This window comes from Mycobacterium sp. DL99, from assembly GCF_004762045.1.
Lineage (GTDB): Bacteria > Actinomycetota > Actinomycetes > Mycobacteriales > Mycobacteriaceae > Mycobacterium.
Window position 1 is genome coordinate 4,490,170 of the sequence record NZ_SJOM01000007.1, and the last position, 22,893, is coordinate 4,513,062.

Annotated in this window: 20 protein-coding genes and 1 pseudogene; 12 read left to right on the forward strand and 9 right to left on the reverse strand. The window is 66.2% G+C overall.

Annotated features, from left to right (window positions below; translation table 11 throughout):
* The first annotated feature begins 12 nt into the window (after positions 1–12).
* The 6 genes from EYZ64_RS21870 to EYZ64_RS21895 all read left to right on the forward strand — a co-directional run bounded on the left by EYZ64_RS21870 (position 13) and on the right by EYZ64_RS21895 (position 6,870).
* Positions 13–819 (forward strand): enoyl-CoA hydratase/isomerase family protein, encoded by an 807-nt coding sequence (locus EYZ64_RS21870; RefSeq protein WP_135456647.1) that lies wholly within the window; start codon positions 13–15, stop codon positions 817–819.
* Positions 819–1,592, forward strand: coding sequence for an enoyl-CoA hydratase/isomerase family protein (locus EYZ64_RS21875; RefSeq protein ID WP_135456649.1), 774 nt, complete (start codon positions 819–821; stop codon positions 1,590–1,592). The genes EYZ64_RS21870 and EYZ64_RS21875 overlap by 1 nt, the downstream gene beginning before the upstream one ends.
* The gene (locus tag EYZ64_RS21880; protein WP_135456651.1) at positions 1,592–3,040 is read left to right on the forward strand and encodes a class I adenylate-forming enzyme family protein; all 1,449 of its coding nucleotides are present in this window, start codon (positions 1,592–1,594) and stop codon (positions 3,038–3,040) included. Before EYZ64_RS21875 ends, EYZ64_RS21880 begins: the two co-directional genes overlap by 1 nt.
* Positions 3,033–4,478: a class I adenylate-forming enzyme family protein gene (locus EYZ64_RS21885; RefSeq protein WP_135456653.1), complete on the forward strand. Its 1,446-nt coding sequence runs from the start codon at positions 3,033–3,035 to the stop codon at positions 4,476–4,478. Before EYZ64_RS21880 ends, EYZ64_RS21885 begins: the two co-directional genes overlap by 8 nt.
* Positions 4,471–5,964 carry a class I adenylate-forming enzyme family protein gene (locus EYZ64_RS21890; RefSeq protein ID WP_135456655.1) on the forward strand — a complete coding sequence of 498 codons (1,494 nt, stop codon included), beginning with the start codon at positions 4,471–4,473 and terminating at the stop codon, positions 5,962–5,964. The genes EYZ64_RS21885 and EYZ64_RS21890 overlap by 8 nt, the downstream gene beginning before the upstream one ends.
* Positions 5,965–6,042: 78 nt before the next feature.
* Positions 6,043–6,870 (forward strand): TIGR03619 family F420-dependent LLM class oxidoreductase, encoded by an 828-nt coding sequence (locus tag EYZ64_RS21895; RefSeq protein WP_135456657.1) that lies wholly within the window; start codon positions 6,043–6,045, stop codon positions 6,868–6,870.
* 2 nt (positions 6,871–6,872) lie between these two features.
* Here EYZ64_RS21895 and EYZ64_RS21900 read toward each other — a convergent pair whose 3' ends face one another.
* From EYZ64_RS21900 to fabG, 5 genes are all read right to left on the reverse strand, one after another.
* The gene (locus EYZ64_RS21900; RefSeq protein WP_135456659.1) at positions 6,873–8,060 is read right to left on the reverse strand and encodes a CaiB/BaiF CoA transferase family protein; all 1,188 of its coding nucleotides are present in this window, start codon (positions 8,058–8,060) and stop codon (positions 6,873–6,875) included.
* A gap of 91 nt (positions 8,061–8,151) precedes the next feature.
* A complete protein-coding gene (locus tag EYZ64_RS21905; protein ID WP_090434129.1) occupies positions 8,152–8,820 on the reverse strand; it encodes a GntR family transcriptional regulator in 669 nt (222 codons plus the stop codon).
* A gap of 3 nt (positions 8,821–8,823) precedes the next feature.
* The gene (locus EYZ64_RS21910; RefSeq protein WP_135456661.1) at positions 8,824–10,017 is read right to left on the reverse strand and encodes an acyl-CoA dehydrogenase family protein; all 1,194 of its coding nucleotides are present in this window, start codon (positions 10,015–10,017) and stop codon (positions 8,824–8,826) included.
* A complete protein-coding gene (locus EYZ64_RS21915) occupies positions 10,014–11,231 on the reverse strand; it encodes an acetyl-CoA C-acetyltransferase (RefSeq protein ID WP_135456662.1) in 1,218 nt (405 codons plus the stop codon). The genes EYZ64_RS21910 and EYZ64_RS21915 overlap by 4 nt, the downstream gene beginning before the upstream one ends.
* Complete coding sequence (fabG, locus tag EYZ64_RS21920; RefSeq protein ID WP_167857920.1) at positions 11,228–12,016, reverse strand: 3-oxoacyl-ACP reductase FabG; 789 nt, start codon at positions 12,014–12,016, stop codon at positions 11,228–11,230. The genes EYZ64_RS21915 and fabG overlap by 4 nt, the downstream gene beginning before the upstream one ends.
* Positions 12,017–12,106: 90 nt before the next feature.
* Between fabG and EYZ64_RS21925 the strand changes: the two genes are divergently transcribed.
* The 3 genes from EYZ64_RS21925 to EYZ64_RS21935 are packed head-to-tail and all read left to right on the forward strand — an operon-like array spanning position 12,107 to position 15,644.
* A complete protein-coding gene (locus EYZ64_RS21925) occupies positions 12,107–13,288 on the forward strand; it encodes an acyl-CoA dehydrogenase family protein (protein ID WP_135456664.1) in 1,182 nt (393 codons plus the stop codon).
* 37 nt (positions 13,289–13,325) lie between these two features.
* Positions 13,326–14,147, forward strand: a complete 822-nt coding sequence (locus EYZ64_RS21930) for a mycofactocin-coupled SDR family oxidoreductase (RefSeq protein WP_044517170.1) — start codon at positions 13,326–13,328, stop codon at positions 14,145–14,147.
* Positions 14,148–14,153: 6 nt separating this feature from the next.
* Positions 14,154–15,644 (forward strand): class I adenylate-forming enzyme family protein, encoded by a 1,491-nt coding sequence (locus tag EYZ64_RS21935; protein ID WP_135456666.1) that lies wholly within the window; start codon positions 14,154–14,156, stop codon positions 15,642–15,644.
* Positions 15,645–15,661: 17 nt separating this feature from the next.
* Here EYZ64_RS21935 and EYZ64_RS21940 read toward each other — a convergent pair whose 3' ends face one another.
* The 4 genes from EYZ64_RS21940 to purU form a co-directional block, all read right to left on the reverse strand.
* Positions 15,662–16,570 carry an alpha/beta hydrolase gene (locus EYZ64_RS21940; protein ID WP_135456669.1) on the reverse strand — a complete coding sequence of 303 codons (909 nt, stop codon included), beginning with the start codon at positions 16,568–16,570 and terminating at the stop codon, positions 15,662–15,664.
* Positions 16,567–17,919: a flavin-containing monooxygenase gene (locus tag EYZ64_RS21945; RefSeq protein ID WP_135460177.1), complete on the reverse strand. Its 1,353-nt coding sequence runs from the start codon at positions 17,917–17,919 to the stop codon at positions 16,567–16,569. Before EYZ64_RS21945 ends, EYZ64_RS21940 begins: the two co-directional genes overlap by 4 nt.
* 147 nt (positions 17,920–18,066) lie before the next feature.
* The gene (locus EYZ64_RS21950) at positions 18,067–18,519 is read right to left on the reverse strand and encodes a MaoC family dehydratase (RefSeq protein ID WP_135456671.1); all 453 of its coding nucleotides are present in this window, start codon (positions 18,517–18,519) and stop codon (positions 18,067–18,069) included.
* A 22-nt stretch (positions 18,520–18,541) separates the two neighbouring features.
* Positions 18,542–19,432, reverse strand: coding sequence for a formyltetrahydrofolate deformylase (gene purU / locus EYZ64_RS21955; protein ID WP_167857921.1), 891 nt, complete (start codon positions 19,430–19,432; stop codon positions 18,542–18,544).
* A 459-nt stretch (positions 19,433–19,891) separates the two neighbouring features.
* On the opposite strand from purU, the gene EYZ64_RS21960 reads away from it, so the two are divergent.
* The 3 genes and pseudogenes from EYZ64_RS21960 to EYZ64_RS21970 all read left to right on the forward strand — a co-directional run bounded on the left by EYZ64_RS21960 (position 19,892) and on the right by EYZ64_RS21970 (position 22,828).
* A complete protein-coding gene (locus EYZ64_RS21960; RefSeq protein ID WP_135456673.1) occupies positions 19,892–20,647 on the forward strand; it encodes a hypothetical protein in 756 nt (251 codons plus the stop codon).
* A pseudogene (locus EYZ64_RS21965) lies at positions 20,644–21,687 on the forward strand (Rv1355c family protein); the annotation flags it as partial. The gene EYZ64_RS21960 and the pseudogene EYZ64_RS21965, both read left to right, overlap by 4 nt.
* Positions 21,683–22,828, forward strand: a complete 1,146-nt coding sequence (locus EYZ64_RS21970) for a thiolase family protein (RefSeq protein ID WP_135456675.1) — start codon at positions 21,683–21,685, stop codon at positions 22,826–22,828. The pseudogene EYZ64_RS21965 and the gene EYZ64_RS21970, both read left to right, overlap by 5 nt.
* Positions 22,829–22,893 lie beyond the last annotated feature (65 nt).

The following is a 22,893-nucleotide window of genomic DNA, read 5'->3' on the forward strand; positions in this document are numbered from 1 at the left end:
CCAGAGGAAAAGATGACCGATTACGAGACCATCAAGTACGAGGTGGACGGCCACAAGGCCACCATCACCTTGAATCGGCCCGACGCGCTCAATGCGCTGTCGCCGCACATGATCACGGAGTTGCGGGCCGCCTACGACGAAGCCGAGAACGACGACAACGTCTGGCTGATGATCGTCACCGCGACCGGTCGCGCATTCTGCACGGGCGCCGATGTCAAGGAAATCCCCGGCGACGGCAAGGTGCTCAACGAGCGGCCCTACCTGTCCACCTACGAACAATGGGAGGCACCGCAGGAGGGCACCCCGCCGTTCCGCAGCATGGCCAAGCCCGTCGTGGTCGCGATCAACGGAATCTGCTGCGGCGCGGGACTGGACTGGGTCACCACCGGCGACATCGTGATCGCCTCGGACAAGGCGACGTTCTTCGACCCCCACGTGAGCATCGGGCTGGTTGCCGCCCGCGAGATGGTCCGCCTGGCCAAAGCGCTGCCGCGTTCGGTGGCCCTGCGAATGGCGTTGATGGGCAAGCACGAACGCATGACGGTCGAGCGCGCCTACGAACTCGGACTGATCACCGAGATCGTCGAACACGACAAGCTGCTGGAACGCGCACATGAGATCGCCGACACGGTGTGTCTCAACGCCCCACTGGCGGTCAGAGGAACCCGGCTGGCCATTCACAAGACCCTGGATCTGCCGTTACACGAGGGCGAGATCCTGGCCGAGACGTTCCGCGAGCGCGTGGTCCGGACCGAGGATGCGCTGGAGGGACCCCGGGCGTTCCTGGAGAAGCGCAAGCCCAACTGGCAGGCACGGTAGTGGACACGATTCTCCTCGACTTCGACCACGAATCACGTGTCGCCACAATCACGCTGAACCGCCCCGAAGCGCTGAACTCGTTCAACCGCGCCATGTGCAACGAAATGCGCGACGCCTGGCACGCCATCAAAGATGACGAAGGCATCAATGCCGTGGTGTTGCGGGCGGAGGGCGACCGCGCATTCAGTGCCGGGTTGGACGTGAAGTCCAGCTACGGCCAGCCCGAGATCGTCTGGAACCACGAAGATCCCGGCGAACTGCTCAGCCCGAAGTGGCAGAAGATGTGGAAGCCGGTGGTGTGCGCGGTGCAGGGCATGTGCACGGCCGGAGCGCTCTATTTCGTCAACGAAGCCGATGTCGTGATCTGCTCGCGGGAGGCCACGTTCTTCGATTCCCACGTCAGCGCCGGTTTGGTGTCGGCGTTGGAGCCGATCGGCCTGATGCGCCGCGTCGGGCTCGGCGACACGTTGCGGATGGCGTTGATGGGCAACGACGAACGCGTCGGCGCCGAGACCGCGCTGCGCATCGGACTGGTCACCGAGGTGGTGGCCAGGGACCAGTTGTGGGAACGCGCGAACGAGATCGCCACCACCATCGCCGCGAAACCGCCGACCGCCACGCAAGGAACCGTGAAGGCGATCTGGGAATCGCTGGACAAGCCCTACCGTGCCGCCATGGACCAGGGCCTCATCTACACCCGGCTGGGCAATCCGATCGCCAAGGCCGAGCTGACAGAGCGCCCGCTGCCAAAGACAGCGCCCCGGATCCGCTGATGGCCCACCCTCTTTCGCAGCGCATCGACGACGTACTCGACCTGGACCCGAACGCGAACGCCATCCAGTACGACGGCCAGTGGCACAGCTGGGGCCAGGTCGCGACGCTGGCGCGGCGCATCAGCGCGGTCTCTTCCGGCACGCAGGTCGGCATCATGCTGCGCAATCAGCCCCCGCATGTGGCGGCACTGCTGGGTGTACTGGCCGCAGGCGGAACCGTCGTCGTGATCAACCCGTCCCGCGGTGACGAGCGCACCCGCGCCGACATCGAAGCCCTCGGTCTGCCGGTGCTCATCGGCCTGGCCGAGGACATCGCCGCACTGGCCACCCCCTCGCCTGCGACGACAACCGTGACGATCCGCGATCTTCATACCGAACCCGAGGTCGGGCCCGCCCGGAGCCCGTCCCGTGATGCGGGGCGTCCGGGTGTGGCGGTGTGGATGCTGACCAGCGGAACCACCGGCCCGCCCAAGCGGGTGGACCTGACCTACGACATGCTGGCCCGCAGCGTGATCGGACGGGATCCCGAAAATTCCCCGGCACCAACCGAACTGCGGCGTGGCGTGGCGATCCTCAACTCGCCGCTGGTGCATGTCGGCGGCGTGTACCGGGTGTTGCTGTGCATCGCCGAAGCCCGATCATTCGTGCTGCTGGCCAAATTCGACCTCACGCGCTGGGCCGACGCCGTACGCGAGCACCAACCGAGGGCGGTGTCACTGGTCCCGGCGGCGCTCCGCATGGTGTTGCACTCCGACCTGACCCGCGACGATCTCGCCGGCGTCCGTGCGGTCACCTCCGGTACCGCACCCCTGTCCGCCGATGACGCCGACGCATTCACCGAGAAGTTCGGCATCCCGGTACTGACCTCGTATGCGGCGACCGAGTTCGGCGGTGGGGTGGCCAGCTGGACGTTGGCAGATCACCGGAAGTACTGGAAAGCCAAGCGCGGCAGTGTGGGCCGGGCCAACCCCGGTGCCCGGCTGCGGGTGGTCGACGAGGACGGCAATCCGCTGCGGCCGGACGAAAAGGGCTTGCTGGAGGTCAAACCGGCACAGTTCGACGCCGACGCGGAGTGGTTACGCACCACCGACCTAGCCCGTATCGATGACGACGGATTCGTCTGGATCCTCGGCCGCGCCGACCAGGCCATCATCCGCGGCGGGTTCAAGGTGATGCCCGACGATGTCCGCACTGCCCTGGAGAGCCACCCCGCGGTGCGCGGTGCGGCCGTGATCGGCATATCCGATGACCGTCTGGGCGAGACTCCGGTGGCGATGGTGGAACTGCACGGCGCCACCACCGTCGATGCTCTGCTCGAGTACCTGGGCGGCCGACTGGCCCGCTACGAGATCCCCACCGATATCGCCATTGTCGAGGCGATTCCCCGAACCCCTTCGGGGAAGGCTGATCTCGGCGCCGTACGGGACCACTTCGCCTCGCGTGTCTGACACCGTTGCGGGGCTGCTGCGCGAGTGTGCCGATCGCCCGTTGCTGGTCTGCGATGAGGAGCGGATCAGCAACGCCGAGGCACAGCGCCGCTCCGCCGAGGTGGCCGGCGGCCTGCTCGCGCTCGGCGCCGGGAAGGGCACGCACGTCGGGCTCCTCTATCCCAACGGTGTCGATTTCGTGGTCGGGATGCTCGCGACCGCCCGCATCGGTGCGGTGGTGGTGCCGTACTCCACATTCCTCACCGCGGCCGAGCTGGATACCCAGGTGCGCGACAGCGATACCGCGATCCTGCTGTCGGCACGCAGTTTCCGTAATCACGACTATGCGCAACGCCTCGCCGGTATCGACGCACCCTGCCTGCGGCAGGTGTTGTTCGATCTGCCGCGCGCCAACGTCCGAACGGTTGCCGATTTCGAAGACGATGTGGATGGGAGTGATCCATTCGCGATCATCTACACCTCGGGATCCACCGGCTCCCCCAAAGGCGTGGTCCACACCCACGCATCACTGATCGAACATCAGCGCAACCTCAACGGGATCCGCGGCCTCACCGCGGCCGACCGGCTGTTCTGCAACTCGCCGTTCTTCTGGATCGGCGGGTTCGCCTTCGGCCTGCTGGCCACTATCACCGCCGGGGCCACCCTGATCTGTTCGAACGCCACCGACGCGGGTGCCACCCTCGACCTATTGGAGGCCGAGAAACCCACCATCACCAATGGTTTTGTCGCCGGCATCAGCCATCTGAGCAGCCATCCCAGCTACCCGAACCGTCATTTCTCGGCACGGCGAGGCAATCTCTACCCCGTCATGGCGGCCGACTGCCGGCCCGCCGATCCGGAGCTACGTCACAACATGCTGGGGATGACCGAGACCGGCAGCGTGGTGTTAGTCGACGGCGACGACGGCGACGACGGCGACCAACCCGAGCATCGTCGTGGCAGCTATGGCCGGCCCGCACCCGGATTCGACACGAAGGTGCTCGACTCCGGCGAATTGTGCGTCCGCGGGCCATACGTCATGCAGGGCTACTACGGACGCAACCGCGAAGACTCCTTCGACGCCGACGGCTGGTTTCACACCGGCGATCTCGTACGCGTCGACGACGAAGGCTACTTCTACTTCCTCGGCCGCGCGGGCGCGATGATCAAGACCGCCGGCGCCAACGTCACCCCCGGTGAGGTCGAGAAGGCGTTGGCGGTACTGGGACTCACCGCCCACGTCCTCGGCCTGCCCGACACGACTCGCGGGCAGATCGTCGCGGCGGTGATCGTCACCGACGACCCCGTCGACATCGAGGCGGTGCGAAGCGACCTGCGCGCCACGCTGTCGGCCTACAAGGTCCCTCGGGTGTTCGCGGTGTGCGGGACCGACGAGGTACCGACACTCTCCAGCGGCAAGCTCGATCTACCCGCACTGGCGAGGCTGTTCAGTGCCTGATCGCGAGCCTGACACCATCGACGCGCTGGTACGCGCTCATTCATCATCCCGGAAGACTGCGGTGGTGGACCCCGCGGTCCGGATCTCCTACGCCGAACTCGACTCCAGCACAGCCGAACTGGCCTCCGGATTCATCGCCGCGGGTATCACCAAGGGGTCCCGGGTCGGCCTCATCATGCCCAACGGGGTGGAGTGGGTGCGGATCGCCATCGCGCTGATGCGGATCGGTGCCGTGCTGGTCCCGCTCAGCACACTGCTGCGCCCGGGCGAACTCACGGCGCAATTGCGCATGGCGTCGGTGCAGCTCCTCATCGCGGTCGAAGAATTCCGTGGCCATCGTTACCCGCTGGACCGGCATCAGGTGCCCGCGCTGCGCGCAGTGTGGACCGCCGAGGAAGCACTGGGATTCAGTGGAACACGTGGCGCGGCCGATGCGCTGGCGGCCTGCGTGCGCGAAAGCGACCCGATGGTCATCATGTTCACCTCGGGAAGCAGCGGGCCACCCAAAGGGACCATTCACTCACACCGAAATTCCCTGGGCGCCGTGCGCTCTGGGCTTGCCGCGCGATGCATCACCTCTGATACCAGGCTGTATCTGCCCATGCCGTTCTTCTGGGTGGGCGGTTTCGGTGCGGGGATCCTCTCGGCCCTGCTCGCCGGGGCCACCCTCGTGACTGAACCCATCCCCCACCCCGAATCCACACTCGAGCTGCTTCAGCGCGAACAGGTCACGCTGTTCCGAGGCTGGCCCGAGCAGGCCGAGGCGCTGGCCCGCCACGCCGGCACCGCGGATCTGCGCTCGCTGCAGCCGGGGAGTCTGGACGCGCTGTTGCCGGACGGCATGCGGTCACGGCCGGGGGCACGGGCCTCGTTGTTGGGGATGACCGAATCGTTCGGCCCGTACAGCGGATACCGCGCCGACACCGACATGCCGGAGTCCGCGTGGGGCAGCTGCGGGAAACCGTTCGACGGTATGGAGGTGCGGATCGTCGACGCCGATACCGGCGGGCCGCTGCGCCACGGCGAAACCGGCGCGATCCAGATCCGCGGCCCGCACGTGATGCGCGGAATCTGCCGGCGTAACCGAGAAGACGTGTTCACCGCCGACGGCTACTACCCGACCGGCGATCTCGGGCATCTGGATGCGGAAGGGTTTCTGTTCTACCGCGGCAGATCCGACGACATGTTCAAGGTCCGTGGTGCCACGGTGTATCCGAGTGAAGTCGCGCGGGCGCTGCGGTCCATTCCCGGGGTACGCACCGCGTACGTGGTGAACGTTCCTGACGGCCAGACCAACCGGGTCGGTGCGACCGTGGTGGGCGACGGGCTGTCGGTCGAAGCACTGCGCTCGGCCACCCGGGCAGCCATCAGCGCGTTCAAGGTGCCCACGCGGTGGCTTCTCCTCGACGACGAGGATGCCGTCCCGCGCGGGGCCACCGGGAAAGTCGACAACGCTGCATTGCGGGCCATGCTGGAGAGGGACTGACCGTTGACCACCAACATCTGACCTGGCCGTCGTCGCCGGCGTCAGCTTTGCGATGATCCATATCAAGGAGGCAACGTCGTGAAGCTCGGACTGTCCACACCCATCGTCATGCAACACCCCGGCGAGTTCTCACCGTGGGAGGCCGGCGCCGGCCCCGACGAGCTGGCGTTGATCGCCGAGACCGCTGACGGCTTGGGATTTCACCACCTGACGTGCGCCGAGCACACCGGAATACCCGCCTCCGCCGCCGCGGTACGCGGGACGGTGTACTGGGATCCGCTGGCCACCTTGTCGTTCCTGGCCGCCCGGACCCGACGCATCCGATTGGCCACCGCCGTGGTGGTGCTCCCCTATCACCACCCGGTGGCGCTGGCGAAGAGTTATGGGACCCTCGACCGGCTGAGCGGTGGGCGGGTGATCCTCGGCGTCGGCGTCGGATCGCTGACCGAGGAATTCGAACTGCTCGGCGCGCAGTGGGAGGATCGCGGAGCCGCGGCCGACCGGGACATCACCAGGCTTCGCGCCGCCTGGGGGCAGCGCGAGGTCGACGGTTTCGTCATCGAACCGCACGCCACCAGTACGGATCTCGCCGTCTGGGTGGGCGGGCGCACCAAACGCTCGCTACGTCGTGCCGTCGAACTCGGTACCGGCTGGATGCCTTTCGGCCTCTCGCCTGCCACCATCGCCGAGTTCCTCGCGCCGCACCAGCTGCCCGCGGACTTCGATATCGTGCTCTCCCCCGGTACCGCACTGGACCCGCTGGGCGACCCGGATACCGCACGCGGTCGTCTGGTCCGGTTACGCGACGCCGGAGCCACCATCGCCAACTGCACGGTGCAGGCGCACAATGCCGAACACTTCTGCGATCAACTCGCGGCGCTGCACGCGATGGGCGAAGCGCTCTAGATTCACACGATCGCGTTCGTCCGCAATGCGGCGATCTGGGCTGCGTCATAACCGATCTCGGCGAGCACCTCGTCGGTGTGCTCACCCAACAGCGGAGCCCGCCGGCGGATCGTCCCCGGCGTCGCCGACATCCGGAACGGAGTCTCGATGATCGGCACATCGCGCGACGCACCCGGGAACGGAACCCGCTTCAGGTAACCCATGGCCTGCACGTGCGGGTCATCGAGCACGTCTTGTGTGGAATGCAGCGGAGCCGCAGGCATTTTCGCCTTCTCCAACAGCTCCAACACCTCGACCTTGGTCTTGTCCGCACACCAGTCGGCCATGATGTCATTGAGGATGTTGCCGTTGGCCCAACGGATGTCGTCGTTGGCGAAGCGTGGATCGTCGAACAGTTCTTCGCGACCCACCAGTCGGCACCAGCGCTTGAACATCGGCTGTCCGGCGACCTGCAGCAGGACCCACTGGTCGTCGGCGGTGCGATAGAGATCGCACGGCGCGACAGACGCACCTTTGTTGCCCATCCGGGGCTTGTCGACCTGCAGCAGTTCCCGCTCGATCAGGAAGGCGTTCGACAACATCAGCGCGGTGGGCAACAGGGCACCCTCGACGTGCTGCCCCTCCCCCGTCTTGTCGCGGTGATACAGCGCCATCATGACGCCGATCGCCAGCGTGAGCGCGGTCCCGAAATCCGCGTAGGGAACCACCGTTCGGATCGGTTGGTCCGGCAGCCCCTGCCGGTAGACCGCCCCGGACATCACCTGTCCGGCGCCGTCGAAGCCGATCTTGTCGCTGTACGGACCGCCCTCGCCGTAGGCCGTCGCACTGGCCAGGATGATGTCGGGCTTGACCGCCTTGAGCGTCTCGTAGTCCAGCCCGCTGGCCCGCATCCCCGCCGCGGGCATGTTGGCGATCACGATGTCGGCTTGCGCCACCAGCCGGCGGGTGATCTCCGCGCCCTCAGCGGTGGTGGAGTCCAGCGTGAGTGAGCGCTTGTTGCGGTTGCACTGCAGGAAGGTGCCGCCCTCGCCGCCCTCTGTGACGGCCTGCACCCAACGGTCTTCCCCGCCTTCGCGTTTCTCCACCCGCAGCACGTCGGCACCCATGTCGGCCAGGATCGCGCTGCACCAGGGTGCGGCGATGAACCGGCCGTAGTCGAGCACCCGTATCCCGTCGAGAACACCTGGCATTCCCGCTCACCTTTCTTCGGCGAGCAGACACAAACCTGCCCATCTAGGCGTGAAAATAGGCAGGTTTGTGTCTGCTCGCGGGGTCAACTCGCTACTCCAGCACGCCCAGCCGGTCGAGGTGCTCGGTCAGCGGTTTGGACGCGGCACACAGATGCTCGGCCATGGCGTCGCGGGCCGCATCCCCGTCGCGGGCCTTCAGTGCGGCCAGGATCCGGCGGTGGTCGTGCGTGGACTGCTCGGGCCAGCCCTCCACCGTCGGGTACACCGATTCCAGTGCGTACCGGGTGATCTGGGACATCAGCTGGGCCAGCTTCGGCGATTCGGCCGCCCGGTTGACGCCGCGATGGAACGCATGGTTGAGCCGTACCGCTGCCTCATGATCGTCTTGCGCATAGGCGTCTTCCAGCTCCCGCTGGATCCGAGCGAGCTCACCGAGTTGACCGTCGGTGATCTGGCCGGCTGCCCGGGACGCCAGCTGCCCGCCGATATGGGCCTGCACGCCGGCCACGTCGTCGATGTCCCGCCGCGTGACCGGCAGCACAAGGAACCCGCGCCGGGGCTGCTGCGTCAGCAGCCCCTCGGTGCGCAGGCCGAACAACGCCTCGCGCACCGGCGTCACGCTGATCCCCAGCTCGGCCGCCAGTTGCTCGAGCCGGATGTAATTGCCCGCCGGATAGGTGCCGTCGAAGATCCGGCGCCGGATCAGTCGCGCCACATCTTCGGCCAGCTGTGGCCGAGAAGCGAAATCGGGTATGGACACGGTTCAGACCCGATAGTCGGACAGCAGTCGCTTGCTGATGATGTTCTTCTGGATCTCGCTGGTGCCCTCACCGATCAGCAGGAACGGTGCATCGCGCATCAGCCGCTCGATCTCGTACTCCTTGGAATAGCCGTACCCGCCGTGGATCCGGAAGCTCTGCTGGGTGACCTCCGAGCAGAACTCGCTGGCCAGATATTTCGCCATGCCGGCGGCCACGTCGTTGCGCTCGCCGGAGTCCTTGAGGCGGGCGGCGTTGACCATCATCAGATGCGCGGCCTCGACTTTGGTTGCCATCTCGGCCAATTGGAATGCCACGGCCTGATGTTCGGCGATCGGCTTGCCGAACGTCTCCCGCTGCTGCGCATACCGCACTGCCAGCTCGAAGGCGCGGATTCCCACGCCGCAGGCCCGGGCCGAGACGTTGACGCGACCGACCTCGACCCCGTCCATCATCTGGAAGAAACCCTGCCCGGTGGCTCCGCCGAGCACGTCGTCGGCACTGGCGCGGTAGCCGTCGAAGATCAGTTCGGTGGTGTCGATGCCCTTGTAGCCGAGCTTGTCCAACTTGCCCGGAATGGTCAGCCCGGGAACGACTTCACCGAAGCCGGTGGGCTTTTCGACCAGAAACGCGGTCAGGTTGCGGTGCGGCTTGTCGGCACCCTCATCGGTCCGGACCAGCGCGGCCACCAGGGTTGAACTGCCGCCGTTGGTCAGCCACATCTTCTGGCCGTCGATCGTGTACGTACCGTCGTCGTTCTTCTTGGCCCGAGTGCGGATCGCCGCCACATCCGACCCCAGCTCGGGCTCGGACATCGAGAACGCCCCGCGGGTCTCACCGGTCGCCATGCGCGGCAGGAACTTCTGCTTCTGGGCGTCGGTTCCGTGCTGGCGGATCATGTACGCGACGATGAAGTGGGTGTTGATCACCCCGGACACGCTCATCCAGCCGCGGGCCAGCTCCTCGACACACAGCGCGTAAGTCAGCAGCGATTCGCCGAGCCCGCCGTACTCCTCGGGGATCATGAGCCCGAACAGGCCCATGTCCTTCATCTGGTCGACGATGGCCTGCGGGTAGGTGTCGGAGTGTTCCAGCTCCTGGGCGGTCGGGATGACCTCTTTGTCGACGAATTGCCGTACCGTCGAGACGATCTCGGTCTGGAACTCGGTCAGCCCCAGGGTCTGGGCGAGTCTGGTCACGATGCCACCCTTTCGAAGACAGCGGCCAGCCCCTGACCGCCGCCGATGCACATGGTCTCCAGCCCGTAGCGGGCCTGACGCCGATCCAGTTCCCGCGCCAGCGTGGCCAGCATCCGCCCGCCGGTCGCCCCGACCGGATGCCCCAGCGAGATGCCGGATCCCCGGACGTTGGTGCGCTCGAAGTCGGCCTCGCCGAACTTCCACTCCTTCATCACGGCCAGCGCCTGGGCGGCGAACGCCTCGTTGAGCTCGATCAGGTCGATGTCGCTGAGTTGCAGGCCGGCCTTGGCCAGCGCCACTTCGGTGGCCGGAACCGGACCGATGCCCATGACGTTGGGGGCGACACCCGCCGAGCCCCACGACACCATCCGCACCAGCGGCCGCAGGCCCAGCTCGGCGGCCTTCTCCGGGGTGGTGACGATGCACATCGATGCCGCATCGTTCTGACCGCTGGAGTTGCCCGCGGTCACGGTGGAATCCGGGTCCTGCTTGAGCAGAACAGGTTTCAGCTTGGACAGCGCCTCGACGGTGGTGTCGGCACGCGGGTGCTCATCGGTGTCGACCGTGGTCTCGCCTTTACGGGAGCGGACCGTCACGGGAATGATCTCCTCGGCCAGAACGCCGGACTCCTGGGCCGCCACAGCACTTCGATGCGAGCGCACCGCAAGTTCGTCCTGCTCGGTGCGGGTGATGCGATACTCGCGGCGCAGGTTCTCGGCGGTTTCCAGCATTCCGCCGGGCACCGGGTAGAACTGCCCACCGGCAGTGGTGCGTCCGCGCGCGAGCCCGTCGTGAATCTGCACACCGCTCCGGGCCCCACCCCAACGCATGTCGGTGGAGTAGAACGCGACGTTGCTCATGCTCTCGGCGCCGCCGGCCACCACCAGATCGTTGTCCCCGCTGCGCACCTGCAGGCACGCCTGGATCACGGCCTGCAGCCCGGAGCCACATCGCCGGTCGACCTGCATACCGGGAACCGTGACCGGCAGGCCGGCGTCGAGCGCCACCACGCGGCCGATGGCCGGGGCCTCGCTGTTGGGATAGCAGTGCCCCAGAATCACGTCCTGCACCTGCTCGGGTGCCACCCCGGTGCGCTCCAGCAGACCCTTGAGTGCCACGACACCGAGTTCGACGGCCGTCAGGGACTGAAACATGCCGCCGTAGCGGCCGATCGGGGTGCGCACCGGTTCACAGACGACCGCGTCGCGGGTCATACGTGCCTTCCGCCGGTCACCTCGAGCACCGTGCCGGTCATGTACGACGACAGGTCGCTGGCCAGAAACAGCGCGACCTTGGCCACCTCGTCGGGTTCACCGGCGCGACCCATCGGGATCTCCGCCAGCTTCTGGTCCCAGATCCGTTGCGGCATGGCCTCGGTCATCGCCGAGCGGATCAGCCCCGGCTGGATGGCGTTGACCCGCACGCCGAGGTGGGCGAGTTCTTTGGCCGATGCCTTGGTCATGCCGACGATGCCGGCCTTGGCCGCCGAGTAGTTGGTCTGACCGACCAGTCCGACCTTGCCCGAGATCGAGGACATGTTCACGATCGCGCCACGCTTGTTCTCCCGCATGATCGCCGCGGCCGACTTGGTGCCGTTCCACGTGCCCTTCAGGTGCACCGCGATGACCTGGTCGAACTGCTCCTCGGTCATCTTGCGCAACGTGGCGTCGCGGGTGATGCCGGCGTTGTTGACCATGATGTCCAGCCCGCCGAACCGCTCGACAGCGGCCTGCACGAGGGCCTCGACCTCAGCAGACGAGGTCACATCACAACGCACCGCGGTCGCCACCTCAGGCCCGCCGAGTTCCTGGGCGGCCGCTTCCGTTGCCTCCAGGTTGACGTCGCCGAGAACGACCCGGGCGCCCTCGTCGATGAAACGTCTCGCGATGGCCAGGCCCAGACCCTGGGCACCGCCTGTCACCACTGCAGTCTGACCGGTCAGCAACGACACCTGATCACCTAACTTTCGATCCCGGGGGCTCTGTCTGAGCCAGATCATATTTCATATACGATATTGGCGAGCAGTCACCCCACGGGTCATGCCCAGGGTCATCCCCACGGATCTCGCGCGAAGAAATGGAGTTCCTCTGTGACCACCACCGCGGCCACCGCCGAAGTCAGCGACGAGGACTTCCAGGAGATCCTGGCGCAGACCCGCAGCTTCATCCGCACCGCTGTGGTGCCCCGCGAGAACGAGATCCTGGCCACCGATCAGGTGCCCGACGATCTGCGGGAACAGGCCAAGGCCATGGGGCTGTTCGGGTACGCGATACCCCAGCAGTGGGGCGGGCTCGGGCTCAACCTGGCCCAAGACGTCGAACTCGCAATGGAATTCGGCTACACGTCGCTGGCATTGAGGTCGATGTTCGGCACCAACAACGGCATCGCCGGGCAGGTGCTGGTGGGGTTCGGCACCGATGAGCAGAAGTCCCGGTGGCTGGAGGGTATCGCCTCCGGCGACGTCGTCGCCTCGTTCGCACTGACCGAGCCCGGTGCCGGATCCAATCCGGCGGGCCTGCGCACCAAGGCTGTTCGTGACGGGGACGACTGGGTGATCAACGGCCAGAAGCGGTTCATCACCAACGCGCCCACCGCGAACCTGTTCGTCGTGTTCGCGCGCACCCGTCCCGCCGACGAGAATGGAGCCGGTATCGCTGTCTTTCTTGTGCCGGCCGACGCTGCCGGCGTCGAAGTCGGTGCCAAGGACGCCAAGATGGGCCAGGAGGGCGCCTGGACCGCCGACGTCAACTTCACCGATGTGCGAGTGCCGAACAGCGCACTCGTCGGCGGTAGCGAAGATGTCGGCTACCGCGCCGCGATGACCTCCCTGGCGCGGGGCCGGGTCCACATCGCGGCACTCGCGGTGGGATCCGCCCAACGCGCGCTCGACGAGTCAGTGACCTACGCCGCCGCGGCGACCCAGGGCGGCCAGCCGATCGGCAGCTTCCAGTTGGTGCAGGCAATGATCGCCGACCAGCAGACCGGAGTGATGGCCGGCCGGGCTCTGGTGCGCGACGCCGCAGCCAAGTGGGTGTCCGGCGAGGATCGCCGCATCGCCCCCTCGGCGGCCAAGCTGTTCTGCACCGAAATGGCAGGCAACGTAGCCGATCTCGCGGTCCAGATCCACGGTGGCACCGGCTACATGCGCGAAGTCCCGGTCGAGCGCATCTACCGGGAGGTCCGACTGTTGCGCCTCTACGAAGGCACCAGCGAGATCCAGCGACTCATCATCGGCGGCGGGCTGGTCAAGGCCGCCCAGCGCCAGCACTGAACCACCCACCCATCAACAGACTCACCAAGGAGAATCCATGACCGAGCGGCTCGCCGGAAAGGTCGCCTTCATCACCGGAGCTGCCCGCGGGCAGGGACGCGCGCACGCGGTCCGGATGGCCAAAGAGGGCGCCGACATCATCGCGGTCGACATCGCCGGGCCGCTGCCGCCGAGTGTGCCCTACGACTCCGCCACCCCCGAGGATCTGACCGAGACCGTGCGCCTGGTGGAGGCCACCGGCAAGCGCATCATCGCCACCGCCGCCGACACCCGCGACCACGACGCGCTGCGGGAGATCGTCGGCAAGGGTGTCGCTGAGTTCGGCCGGCTCGACGTCATCGTGGCCAATGCGGGCATCACGGTGCCCGAGCCGTGGAACGAGACCACCCCCGAGTCGTTCCGCGACGTCATGGACATCAACGTCACCGGAACCTGGAACACCGTGATGGCCGGTGCCCAGCACATCATCGACGGCGGCCGCGGCGGGTCGATCATCCTGATCAGCTCGGCCGCCGGCATCAAGATGCAGCCGTTCATGGTGCACTACACCGCCAGCAAGCACGCCGTCGCCGGTATGGCCCGGGCGTTCGCGGCCGAACTGGGCAAGCACAAGATCCGGGTGAACAGCCTGCATCCGGGTGCGGTCAACACCCCGATGGGAACCGGCGACATGCTGGCCGCCCTCAACCGGGCCAATGACACCAACCCTGGCCTTATGCAGATGGTGACGCCGTTCCTGCCGGATTACATCGCCGAACCCGAGGACATCGCCGATGCCGCGATCTGGCTGGCGAGCGACGAGTCACGGTATGTCACCGCCAGCCGGGTGGCCGTCGATCTGGGCTCCACCCAGTTCTAGGCCGGCATGTCCAGCCCGATATCCACGGACTTCGCCGACAGTCTGGCCACCGGGCTGGACGCCTACCGTGACCAACCGTTCATCGAGTTCGCCCGAAAATGGTACTCGGGCAACGAGATCACCCAGTTCATCGAGCAGGTGTCGGTCGTGCTGCGGGACGCGGGCGTTGGGCCCGACGAGCCGGTCGGCATCGTCGTGCGCAACCGGGTGGCCCACGCCGCGGCGATCCTCGGGTTCATCGCGTCGCGCCGCCCGGTGGTGATGATCTACTCGTACCAGTCGGCCACCGCGATCGCCCGCGATGCCGAAAGCCTGCGTCTGCCGGCGATCCTCGCCGATATCGACGACTGGACACCCGAACTCAACGGCGCGGTGCGCGCGGCCGGATCGGCCGGTGTCTCGTTGTCCGGTGAGCCGCTCGGGGTCGGCACGATCGCGGCGCGGCAGCCCGGCAGCCGACACGACCCAACCCTGGAACAGTCCGGCCTGCACATCCTCACCAGCGGCACCACCGGCCCACCCAAGCGAATCCCGGTCGCCACCAAGGTGCTTGCCCACACCGTGCTGAGCATGACGATCGGTGCGGGCACCGAAGTGGTCGGCCCCGACGCTCCACCCGCGCTCGTCTACTGGCCGTTCGGCAGCATCGGCGTGTGCCAGCTGCTGGCCGCACCGTGCTCGGGCAAGCGCATGGTGCTGCTGGAGAAGTTCAGCGTCCCCGAGTGGGTCCAGGCGATCAAGACCTACCGGATCACCCGGGCGGGCGTGCAGCCCGCGATCCTCCGGATGCTGCTGCAGGCCGACGTTCCTCCCGAGGATCTGGCGTCGCTGCAGGGACTCTCGGGCGGCTCCGGACCGTTGGAGCCGGAACTGCGGACGGAGTTCGAGAGTCGCTACGGCATACCATTGCTATGGGCCTACGGGGCAACCGAATTCGCCGGATCGGTGTGCAGCTGGACCCCAGAGTTGTACCGCCGGTATGGCGCGGACAAGCCGGACAGCGTCGGCCGGCCGCTGCCCGGTGTGCGCGTCCGCATCGTCGATCCAGACACTGCGGCCGAGGTTCCGGCGGGCAGCATCGGGCTGCTCGAAGCCAGCGTCGCAGTCATCGGACCGGACTGGGTGCGCACCACCGATCTGGCCTCGGTGGACGAGGACGGGTTCGTCACCCTGCACGGGCGAGGCGACGGCGCGATCAACCGCGGTGGCTTCAAGATTCTCCCGGAAACGGTTCGGCGGGTCCTGATCTCGCATCCCAGCGTGCTCGATGCCTGCGTCGTGGGTGTTCCGGATGCCCGCCTCGGCGCGGTTCCGTTCGCTGCGGTCGAGCTACGACGCGATGTTGTCGCGCCCACCGAGGCCGAACTGAAAGACCTGGTGCGCGAGGTGCTTCCGAGCCATCACGTGCCGGTGGCCGTGGCGGTCGTCGATGCGCTCCCCCGCAATGCCGCCCTCAAGGTGCGGCCGGGAGACGTTGCGGCGCTGTACGGCCCATAACTCTTCGCGAGACTAGGTCAGACCGAACCCAAGGTCCGGGTCAGGAACTTCAGCTGATCCTGGACCGCAGTGTCGAACCAGTCATGGCCCGGCCACACGTCGAAGTGATCGCACGGGTAGTGATGGACCTGAGCCCTGGCCTGTACGGCCGTCTTCATCACCGAGTTGGCCGGCACGAACCGGTCGAAGTCGGCGATCTGAATCAGCACCGGGCACTTCAGTGCCTTGGCCGCGGCGCCGGTGCGGATCTGCACCAGTTCCATCCCGATGGCCGAATCGACTTCGTTGCGCCACGTCGGCCCGGCGATGGCACGGTAGCTGTCGTATGCACCGTCGAGGGCCAGCGCGCCGGCCTCCCCTGGTTTGGCCACCAGCGGCATCAACGTCGGTGCCCGGCCGGCCGCAACGGCCACGCGGCTTTTCACCCCCGCCAGGGTCCAGCGCAGCGCCGATGCGACATCGCCATGCGCCACGGCCGCACGACTGGCGGCCAGCCCACTCGTCAGCGGCGTCATGCCGATCACCGCGGCCACGTCGGCGCACTGCGCGGCCACGCGCAGGACGTGACTACCCGAGAACGACGATCCCCACAGCACCACCCGGCTGCGATCCACCCCCGGCAATTGTTGAGCGGCGGCGATGGCTGCTGCGTAATCCGCCATCTGGCGCTCGACCGAAACGCTCTGCCGCGGTTGCCCGTCGGAGGCTCCGAAGCCGCGGTAGTCGAAGGCCACCACGTCCAACCCGGCCGCGCTGAACCGCTCCGCGAATGGCTGCAGGCCGGAGTCCTTGGTGCCGCCGAACCCGTGCGCCATCACCACCACCGGTCGTCCCGCCGCCCCGGTGTACCCGTCCCCGGCCGCGGCGAAATGCCAGGCGCTGCACCGGTCACCGGCCGAGAAGAACGTGAGCTCGGTGTAGGTCATGCCGTCACTCCGGCGGTCAGACCGGCGCGGTCGGCTGCTCGCTTGGCCCCGGCGGGCAATTCGCGCGTGCGGATATCGTGCTCGTAATAGAAGTAGTCCACCTGCTGGGTGTGCCGGGGCCGGTCAGTGCAATGTCCACCGTGCAGTTGCTGATCGGCATCGATCACCCGCTCCATCTCCGGCACCGGCGGCAGGGCGTAGCGTCCGACCGCGTAGGCCGCCAGCAACCGGGACTGGCATTCCACGAACGGGAACAGCGTCGGAATCGCCTGCGCGAAACCCATGAACACCAGATCGTCCATGCCGGGCTTGAACATCCGCTTGTAGAGCCGGATGTGATTGTCGGGTGCACTGATGACATCCCGGTCGAAGAACGGGAAGGTGATGTTGTAGCCCGTCGCATAGACGATCACATCGAAGTCGCCGCTCGTCCCGTCCTCGAAATGCACGGTGGCGCCGTCCAGGCGGGACACGTTCGGCTTGGGGATTACATCGCCGGACCCCAGCCGCAACGGCAACTCCACCGACTGCGTCGGATGCGCTTCGAAGAGCTTGTGATTCGGCGCAGGCAGGCCGTACATCGTCGGATCGGTACCCAGCATCGGCCCGATCAGCTGGACCATCTTGCGCTGCCACGACAACGGCAGATATGGATTGGTGCGGAAGTACTTGTCACCTGGTTGTCCTGCAATGTATTTCGGGACGATCCAGGCGCTCGAGCGGGTGGACAGCGTCACCTCGTTCTGCAACGACTTGGATGACAACTCCACGGTGATATCGGCGGCACTGTTCCCGATGCCCACCACCAGAATCCGCTTGCCGGTCAACTCAAGCGGTTCCTTCGGGTCGATGTAGTGGTGCGAATGGATCTCGTCACCGGTGAACGTCCCGGGAAACTCCGGCAGTCGCGGGTCCCAGTGATGACCGTTGGCGACGACCAGCAGGTCGAACTCGCGGCGGGCGCCGGCCTGATCCTCGATCTCCCAACCACCCCCGTCGATCCGGGCCGCGTGCACCACTCCGTTGGTGAACTCGATGTTCTCCGACAACCCGAACGCATTCGCGTAGGCATCCAGATAGGACTTGATGTCGGAGTGATGTGGGAACGACGGGAAGTGCTCGGGGACCGGAAAGTCCTTGAACGACAACCGATGCTTGCTGGTATCGATGTGCAGGGATCGGTACGCGCTGCTGTGCCCGTTCGGATTGCCGAAGGCCCAGTTCCCACCGATTCGGTCCGACGTCTCGAACGTCGTGTACGGCACCCGGTAGTCCTTGAGCATCTTCCCGGCGGTGAGCCCGCTGATGCCCGCGCCGATGATCGCGGTCCGCGGCAGTGAACGCTGCAACACAGTGCTCCTTCACGTTGTGATGCAGAACACTAACAGCGGGCTTTGACGGACGTCAATGAATTCTGACAAGTGTCAGAAACGCCGCGAGCAGTCCCCCGAACGGGAGACTGCTCGTCGGAAATTCCGCCGGAAACCGGCCTGGGATCAGGCGATGAAGCGGATGATCGACTCGGCGACCGCAGCCGGCTTGTCCGAGCCTTCGATCTCGACAGTCACGGTCATGGTCGCCTGCACCGCACCGTCGAGCTGGGCGACATCGGCGATCGTCGCACTTGCCCGCACCTTGGAGCCGACCCGAACCGGGGTGATGAACCGAACCTTGTTGTAGCCGTAGTTGATCGCCATCGCGATGTTGTCGACGCGATAGAGCTGATGCGTGAAGTGCGGCAACAGCGACAGGGTCAGCAGGCCGTGTGCGATGGTCCCGCCGAAGGGGCCGCCCGCCGCCTTGTCCGGGTCGACGTGGATCCACTGATGGTCATCGGTGGCGTCGGCGAACAGGTTCACCCGGTCCTGGGTGATCTCCATCCATTCGGTCGGGCCCAACTCGCTGCCCTTCGCCGCCACGAACTCGTCAAGACCGTCGAAGACTTTCACGCTCACTCCTCTCGAACCGTGGTCAGAGGACCACGGTCTGATTTCCGAACCGGACTACGCGGTCCTCACAGTGCCACAGCACCGCGCGCGACAACACCAGCCGCTCCACGTCCGCACCCAGCCGCGCCAGGTCACCGACCGAATGGCGGTGGTCCACACGGACCACGTCCTGTTCGATGATCGGCCCCTCATCGAGATCTCCGGTCACGTAATGCGCTGTCGCACCGACCAACTTGACCCCGCGTTCCTTTGCCCTGCGGTACGGCGCCGCACCGATGAACGCCGGCAGGAACGAGTGATGGATGTTGATCAGCGGGCAGCCCACGGCATCGAGGAACTCGGGAGTGAGGATCTGCATGTACCGGGCCAGCACCACGAGATCGACGTTGCCGCGCAACAACTCCAGCAGGCGCTGTTCGGCTTCGACCCGGTTCTCAGGGGTCGCGGGAACGTAGAGGAACGGCACACCGAACGCACGCACCTGATCGGCAAGGTCGGGATGGTTCGAGATGACCATGACCACGGACATGTCGAGTTCACCGCGCCGGTTGCGCCACAACAGATCCAGTAGGCAGTGATCCTCGCGGGAGGCCATCAGCGCCACCCGTTTGGGTTTGGCGGCCTCGGTCAGACGGAAGTCCATCTCGAACGGTTCGGCCACCTGCCGCCGGAAGTCGCGCTCAAGTTCGTCGCGCGCCGCGGCCAACCCCGGTAGGTGGAAGATCGTCCGCTGAATGAAGGTGCCGCCGGTCTGCTCGGTGGAGTGCTGATCCAGCGACACGATGTTGGCGCCGGCGCCGGTGAGGAAGCCGCTGATCGCAGCGACCAAGCCGGGCCGGTCTGCGCAACGCAGCAGCAGCCTGCCGACATCGCGAGCCGGCAGGGCGGTTGCTTTCGGATACTCCTCGGTCATCACCAACAGAATGTCACCTGGGCTGCGAGGCCCGGACACTACCCACCAATGCATCACCGGCCCGAAAGGGCCGAGCCGACGCGAAGTCGATCGCCATTCACCGTGGCGCGCTATCCCCGAAGCGCTGGCTGAGGGCCGTCACAGCAAAAGCTCGCCGCCACACCCGGACACCACCCATTCGACATCGCCGTCAATTCAGAATTTTTGCCACCGCCATCTTCAATCGACGTATACGGGATAAATAGCGCGATCCGAATTTGCCAGAATTGCATGTACCCGTCAGTAAATCGGAGACGTCCGGACAGAATTCATCGCCCTCCTGGACAAGATTTCTCAGCTCGCTGGAATTCCCCTACGAGGCGGCGCAATACTCATCACACGTATTCGCACAACCGTGCTACACGCCAAAATCAGCCGTCCCAGTCGAAAGGCACGGCTGACCGACGAAATGGATTCCAGATGACCGCTCCCCAACTCGATGCCGCAGGCCGCCGCTGCGTGACATTGGACGAAAGCCCAAGCTGGTGGGACCCCGAAAGCGAGTGCACGATCGTCGTGGCCCGGCCGGCCGCGGAACGTGAGCTGTGGAACGAATACGTCTACGGCGCCCAGTCCAACTACCGCAAACACGGAGTGGAATGCGCGCTGGATCCGAAAACCCTAAGGACAGGCGAGGATACGGCGCTGTTCTGCGTCGGGATCAACAGTGCCGGCGACGTCGTCGGCGGCCTGCGGGCCAAGGGGCCGCACCAGCACGTCGAGGACAGCCATGCAATCGTCGAATGGAGCGGACAGCCCGCACTCGATTCGGTACGCAAGATGATCGCCGACCGCCTGCCGTTCGGAGTGGTCGAGATGAAGACCGCCTGGGTATGCGACGACCCGGAACAGAGCCGCGCACTCACCGATACGCTGGCGCGTATGCCGCTGCACGCCATGACACTGTTGGACATTCAATTTGCCATGGCAACAGCCGCGGCCTATGTACTCAAACGCTGGTTGTCATCGGGCGGGGTGCTCGCGGCAAGAATTCCGGCGACGCCCTATCCGGACGAGCGATACCAGACGAAGATGATGTGGTGGGATAGCAGAACATTCGCCAACCACGCGGACCCGGGGCAGCTGTCGCGCTACTTCGCCGAGGCCCAGAGGATCAGCCCGCACACGGCCGCAGCCGGCTTCGACGCCCACACTCAGACCGCGGTGGGACGATGACCGACAAAAACACCCACGCAAGCATCGGGAATTCCGAATTGGGCGAACTCAACCACCCCGATCAGCATCGCGCGATCTTCATCGACGACGAATTCACCCTCGACCAGCTGCGCCGGGACCCGCGCATCACCGTCATCGATGAGTGTCACGAGCAGCGGTCCGCACTGCGCACGCTTGTTCCTGCGGTCGGCCAGGAAGTGCACGACGAGCCGACCCGGTGGGCTTACTACCCATGGCGTCGCAGCCTGGTGCATATTCTGGGGCCGGCCGCGTTCAATCGGTTGCGCCTGGACCGCAACCGCAACCTCGTCACCGCCGGCGAACAGCGACGATTGTCGGGCCTGAGGATCGGTGTCATCGGTCTCAGCGTCGGACACGCCATCGCCTACAACCTGGCCACCGAGGGGCTGTGCGGCGAGATTCGCCTCACCGACTTCGACGCACTCGAGTTGGCGAACCTCAACCGGGTCCCCGGCACCGTGTTCGATCTCGGGTTGAACAAGGCGGTGGTGGCCGCGCGCCGAATCGCCGAGATCGACCCCTACATCGAGGTTCGGATCGACCGCAACGGTGCGGTGCCCGAGTCCATCGACCAGTTCCTGGAGGGGCTCGACGTCATCGTCGAGGAATGCGACTCACTGGATGCCAAAGTGCTTGTCCGCGAGGCTGCCCGGGCCCGACGACTGCCTGTGCTGATGACCACGGGTGATCGCGGGCTACTCGATGTCGAACGGTTCGACCTCGAACCCACGCGGCCGATCCTGCACGGCCTGCTCGGCGACATCGCCGCGCGCGACCTGGCCGGGCTCAGCAGCAAGGACAAAGTGCCCCACGTGCTGCGCATTCTCGACGCGGCTCAGCTCTCACCCCGGATGGCGGCCTCGCTGGTCGAGGTCGGCAAGACGTTGAGCACCTGGCCCCAACTCGCCTCCGAGGTCGTGCTCGGGGCGACGGTCGTGGCCAATGCCGTGCGGCGTATCGGCCTGGGTGAGCCGATGCCGTCGGGGCGGGTCCGCGTCGATATAGGCCGCGCACATGACCAATGACGTAGCCATCATCGGCGTCGGCCTGCACCCGTTCGGCCGCTTCGACAAGACCGCGATGCAAATGGGCGCCGAGGCAATCCAATTCGCACTGGAGGATGCCGGCCTGGAATGGAAGGACATCCAGTTCGGGTTCGGCGGCAGCTATGAGGTGTCGAATCCCGATGCGGTCACCCGACTGGTCGGGCTGACCGGCATCACGTTCACCAACGTGTTCAACGCATGTGCCACCGCGGCCAGCGCGATCCAACAGACCGCCGACACGATCCGGCTGGGTAAGTACGACATCGGCATCGCGATCGGCCTGGACAAGCACCCGCGCGGCGCCTTCACCGACGACCCGGCCAAACTCGCGCTGCCGCAGTGGTATGCCGAGAACGGCCAGTTCGTCACCACCAAGTTCTTCGGGATGAAGGCCAACCACTACATCCACAAGCACAACATCTCCGAGGAGACGCTGGCGCGGGTGGCCAACAAGAACTTCCGCAACGGTGAGAAGAACCCGAATGCGTTCCGGCGCAAGGAGATCTCGGTCGAGGAGATCATGGCCTCCCCGGTGCTGAACTACCCGCTGCGGCAGTACATGTTCTGCGCACCCGACGAAGGCGCGGCCGCGGTGATCATGTGTCGTGCCGACATCGCCCACAAATACACCGACAAGCCGGTGTACGTGCGGGCCAGCGAGATCCGGACCCGGACCTTCGGCGCCTACGAGGTACACGGAACGTCGGCGCCGCTCGATGAGGACCCCTCGCCGACCGTGTTCGCCGCGAAGGCCGCCTACGAGGCCGCGGGCATCGGACCCGAAGACGTGGACATCGCCCAGCTGCAGGACACCGATGCCGGCGCCGAGGTGATCCACATGGCCGAGACCGGGTTGTGTGCCGATGGCGAGCAGGAGAAGCTGCTGGCCGACGGCGCCACCGAGATCGGCGGGTCGATCCCGGTCAACACCGACGGCGGCCTGATCGCCAACGGCGAGCCCATCGGCGCCTCGGGTCTACGGCAGATGCACGAGCTTGTGCGTCAGCTCCGTGGTGAAGCAGGCGAACGCCAGGTACCGGGCAACCCCCGCGTCGGCCTGGCCCAGGTCTACGGCGCACCGGGCACGGCCTCGGCCACCATCCTCTCGCTCTAGTTCCCCGGCGATCCGACGTGAATGTCCCCCGCAACCATCGGTTCGGGGGACATTCGCGGCTGCCC

Bases quoted from the DNA above. Each gene is read 5' to 3' on its own strand.
- EYZ64_RS21870 (WP_135456647.1), top strand. From the start codon at position 13: ATGACCGATTACGAGACCATCAAGTACGAGGTGGACGGCCACAAGGCC.
- EYZ64_RS21880 (WP_135456651.1), top strand. From the start codon at position 1,592: ATGGCCCACCCTCTTTCGCAGCGCATCGACGACGTACTCGACCTGGAC.
- EYZ64_RS21900 (WP_135456659.1), bottom strand. From the start codon at position 8,060: ATGCCAGGTGTTCTCGACGGGATACGGGTGCTCGACTACGGCCGGTTC.
- EYZ64_RS21915 (WP_135456662.1), bottom strand. From the start codon at position 11,231: ATGACCCGCGACGCGGTCGTCTGTGAACCGGTGCGCACCCCGATCGGC.
- fabG (WP_167857920.1), bottom strand. From the start codon at position 12,016: ATGATCTGGCTCAGACAGAGCCCCCGGGATCGAAAGTTAGGTGATCAG.
- EYZ64_RS21930 (WP_044517170.1), top strand. From the start codon at position 13,326: ATGACCGAGCGGCTCGCCGGAAAGGTCGCCTTCATCACCGGAGCTGCC.
- EYZ64_RS21935 (WP_135456666.1), top strand. From the start codon at position 14,154: ATGTCCAGCCCGATATCCACGGACTTCGCCGACAGTCTGGCCACCGGG.
- EYZ64_RS21940 (WP_135456669.1), bottom strand. From the start codon at position 16,570: ATGACCTACACCGAGCTCACGTTCTTCTCGGCCGGTGACCGGTGCAGC.
- purU (WP_167857921.1), bottom strand. From the start codon at position 19,432: ATGACCGAGGAGTATCCGAAAGCAACCGCCCTGCCGGCTCGCGATGTC.
- EYZ64_RS21960 (WP_135456673.1), top strand. From the start codon at position 19,892: ATGACCGCTCCCCAACTCGATGCCGCAGGCCGCCGCTGCGTGACATTG.
- EYZ64_RS21970 (WP_135456675.1), top strand. From the start codon at position 21,683: ATGACCAATGACGTAGCCATCATCGGCGTCGGCCTGCACCCGTTCGGC.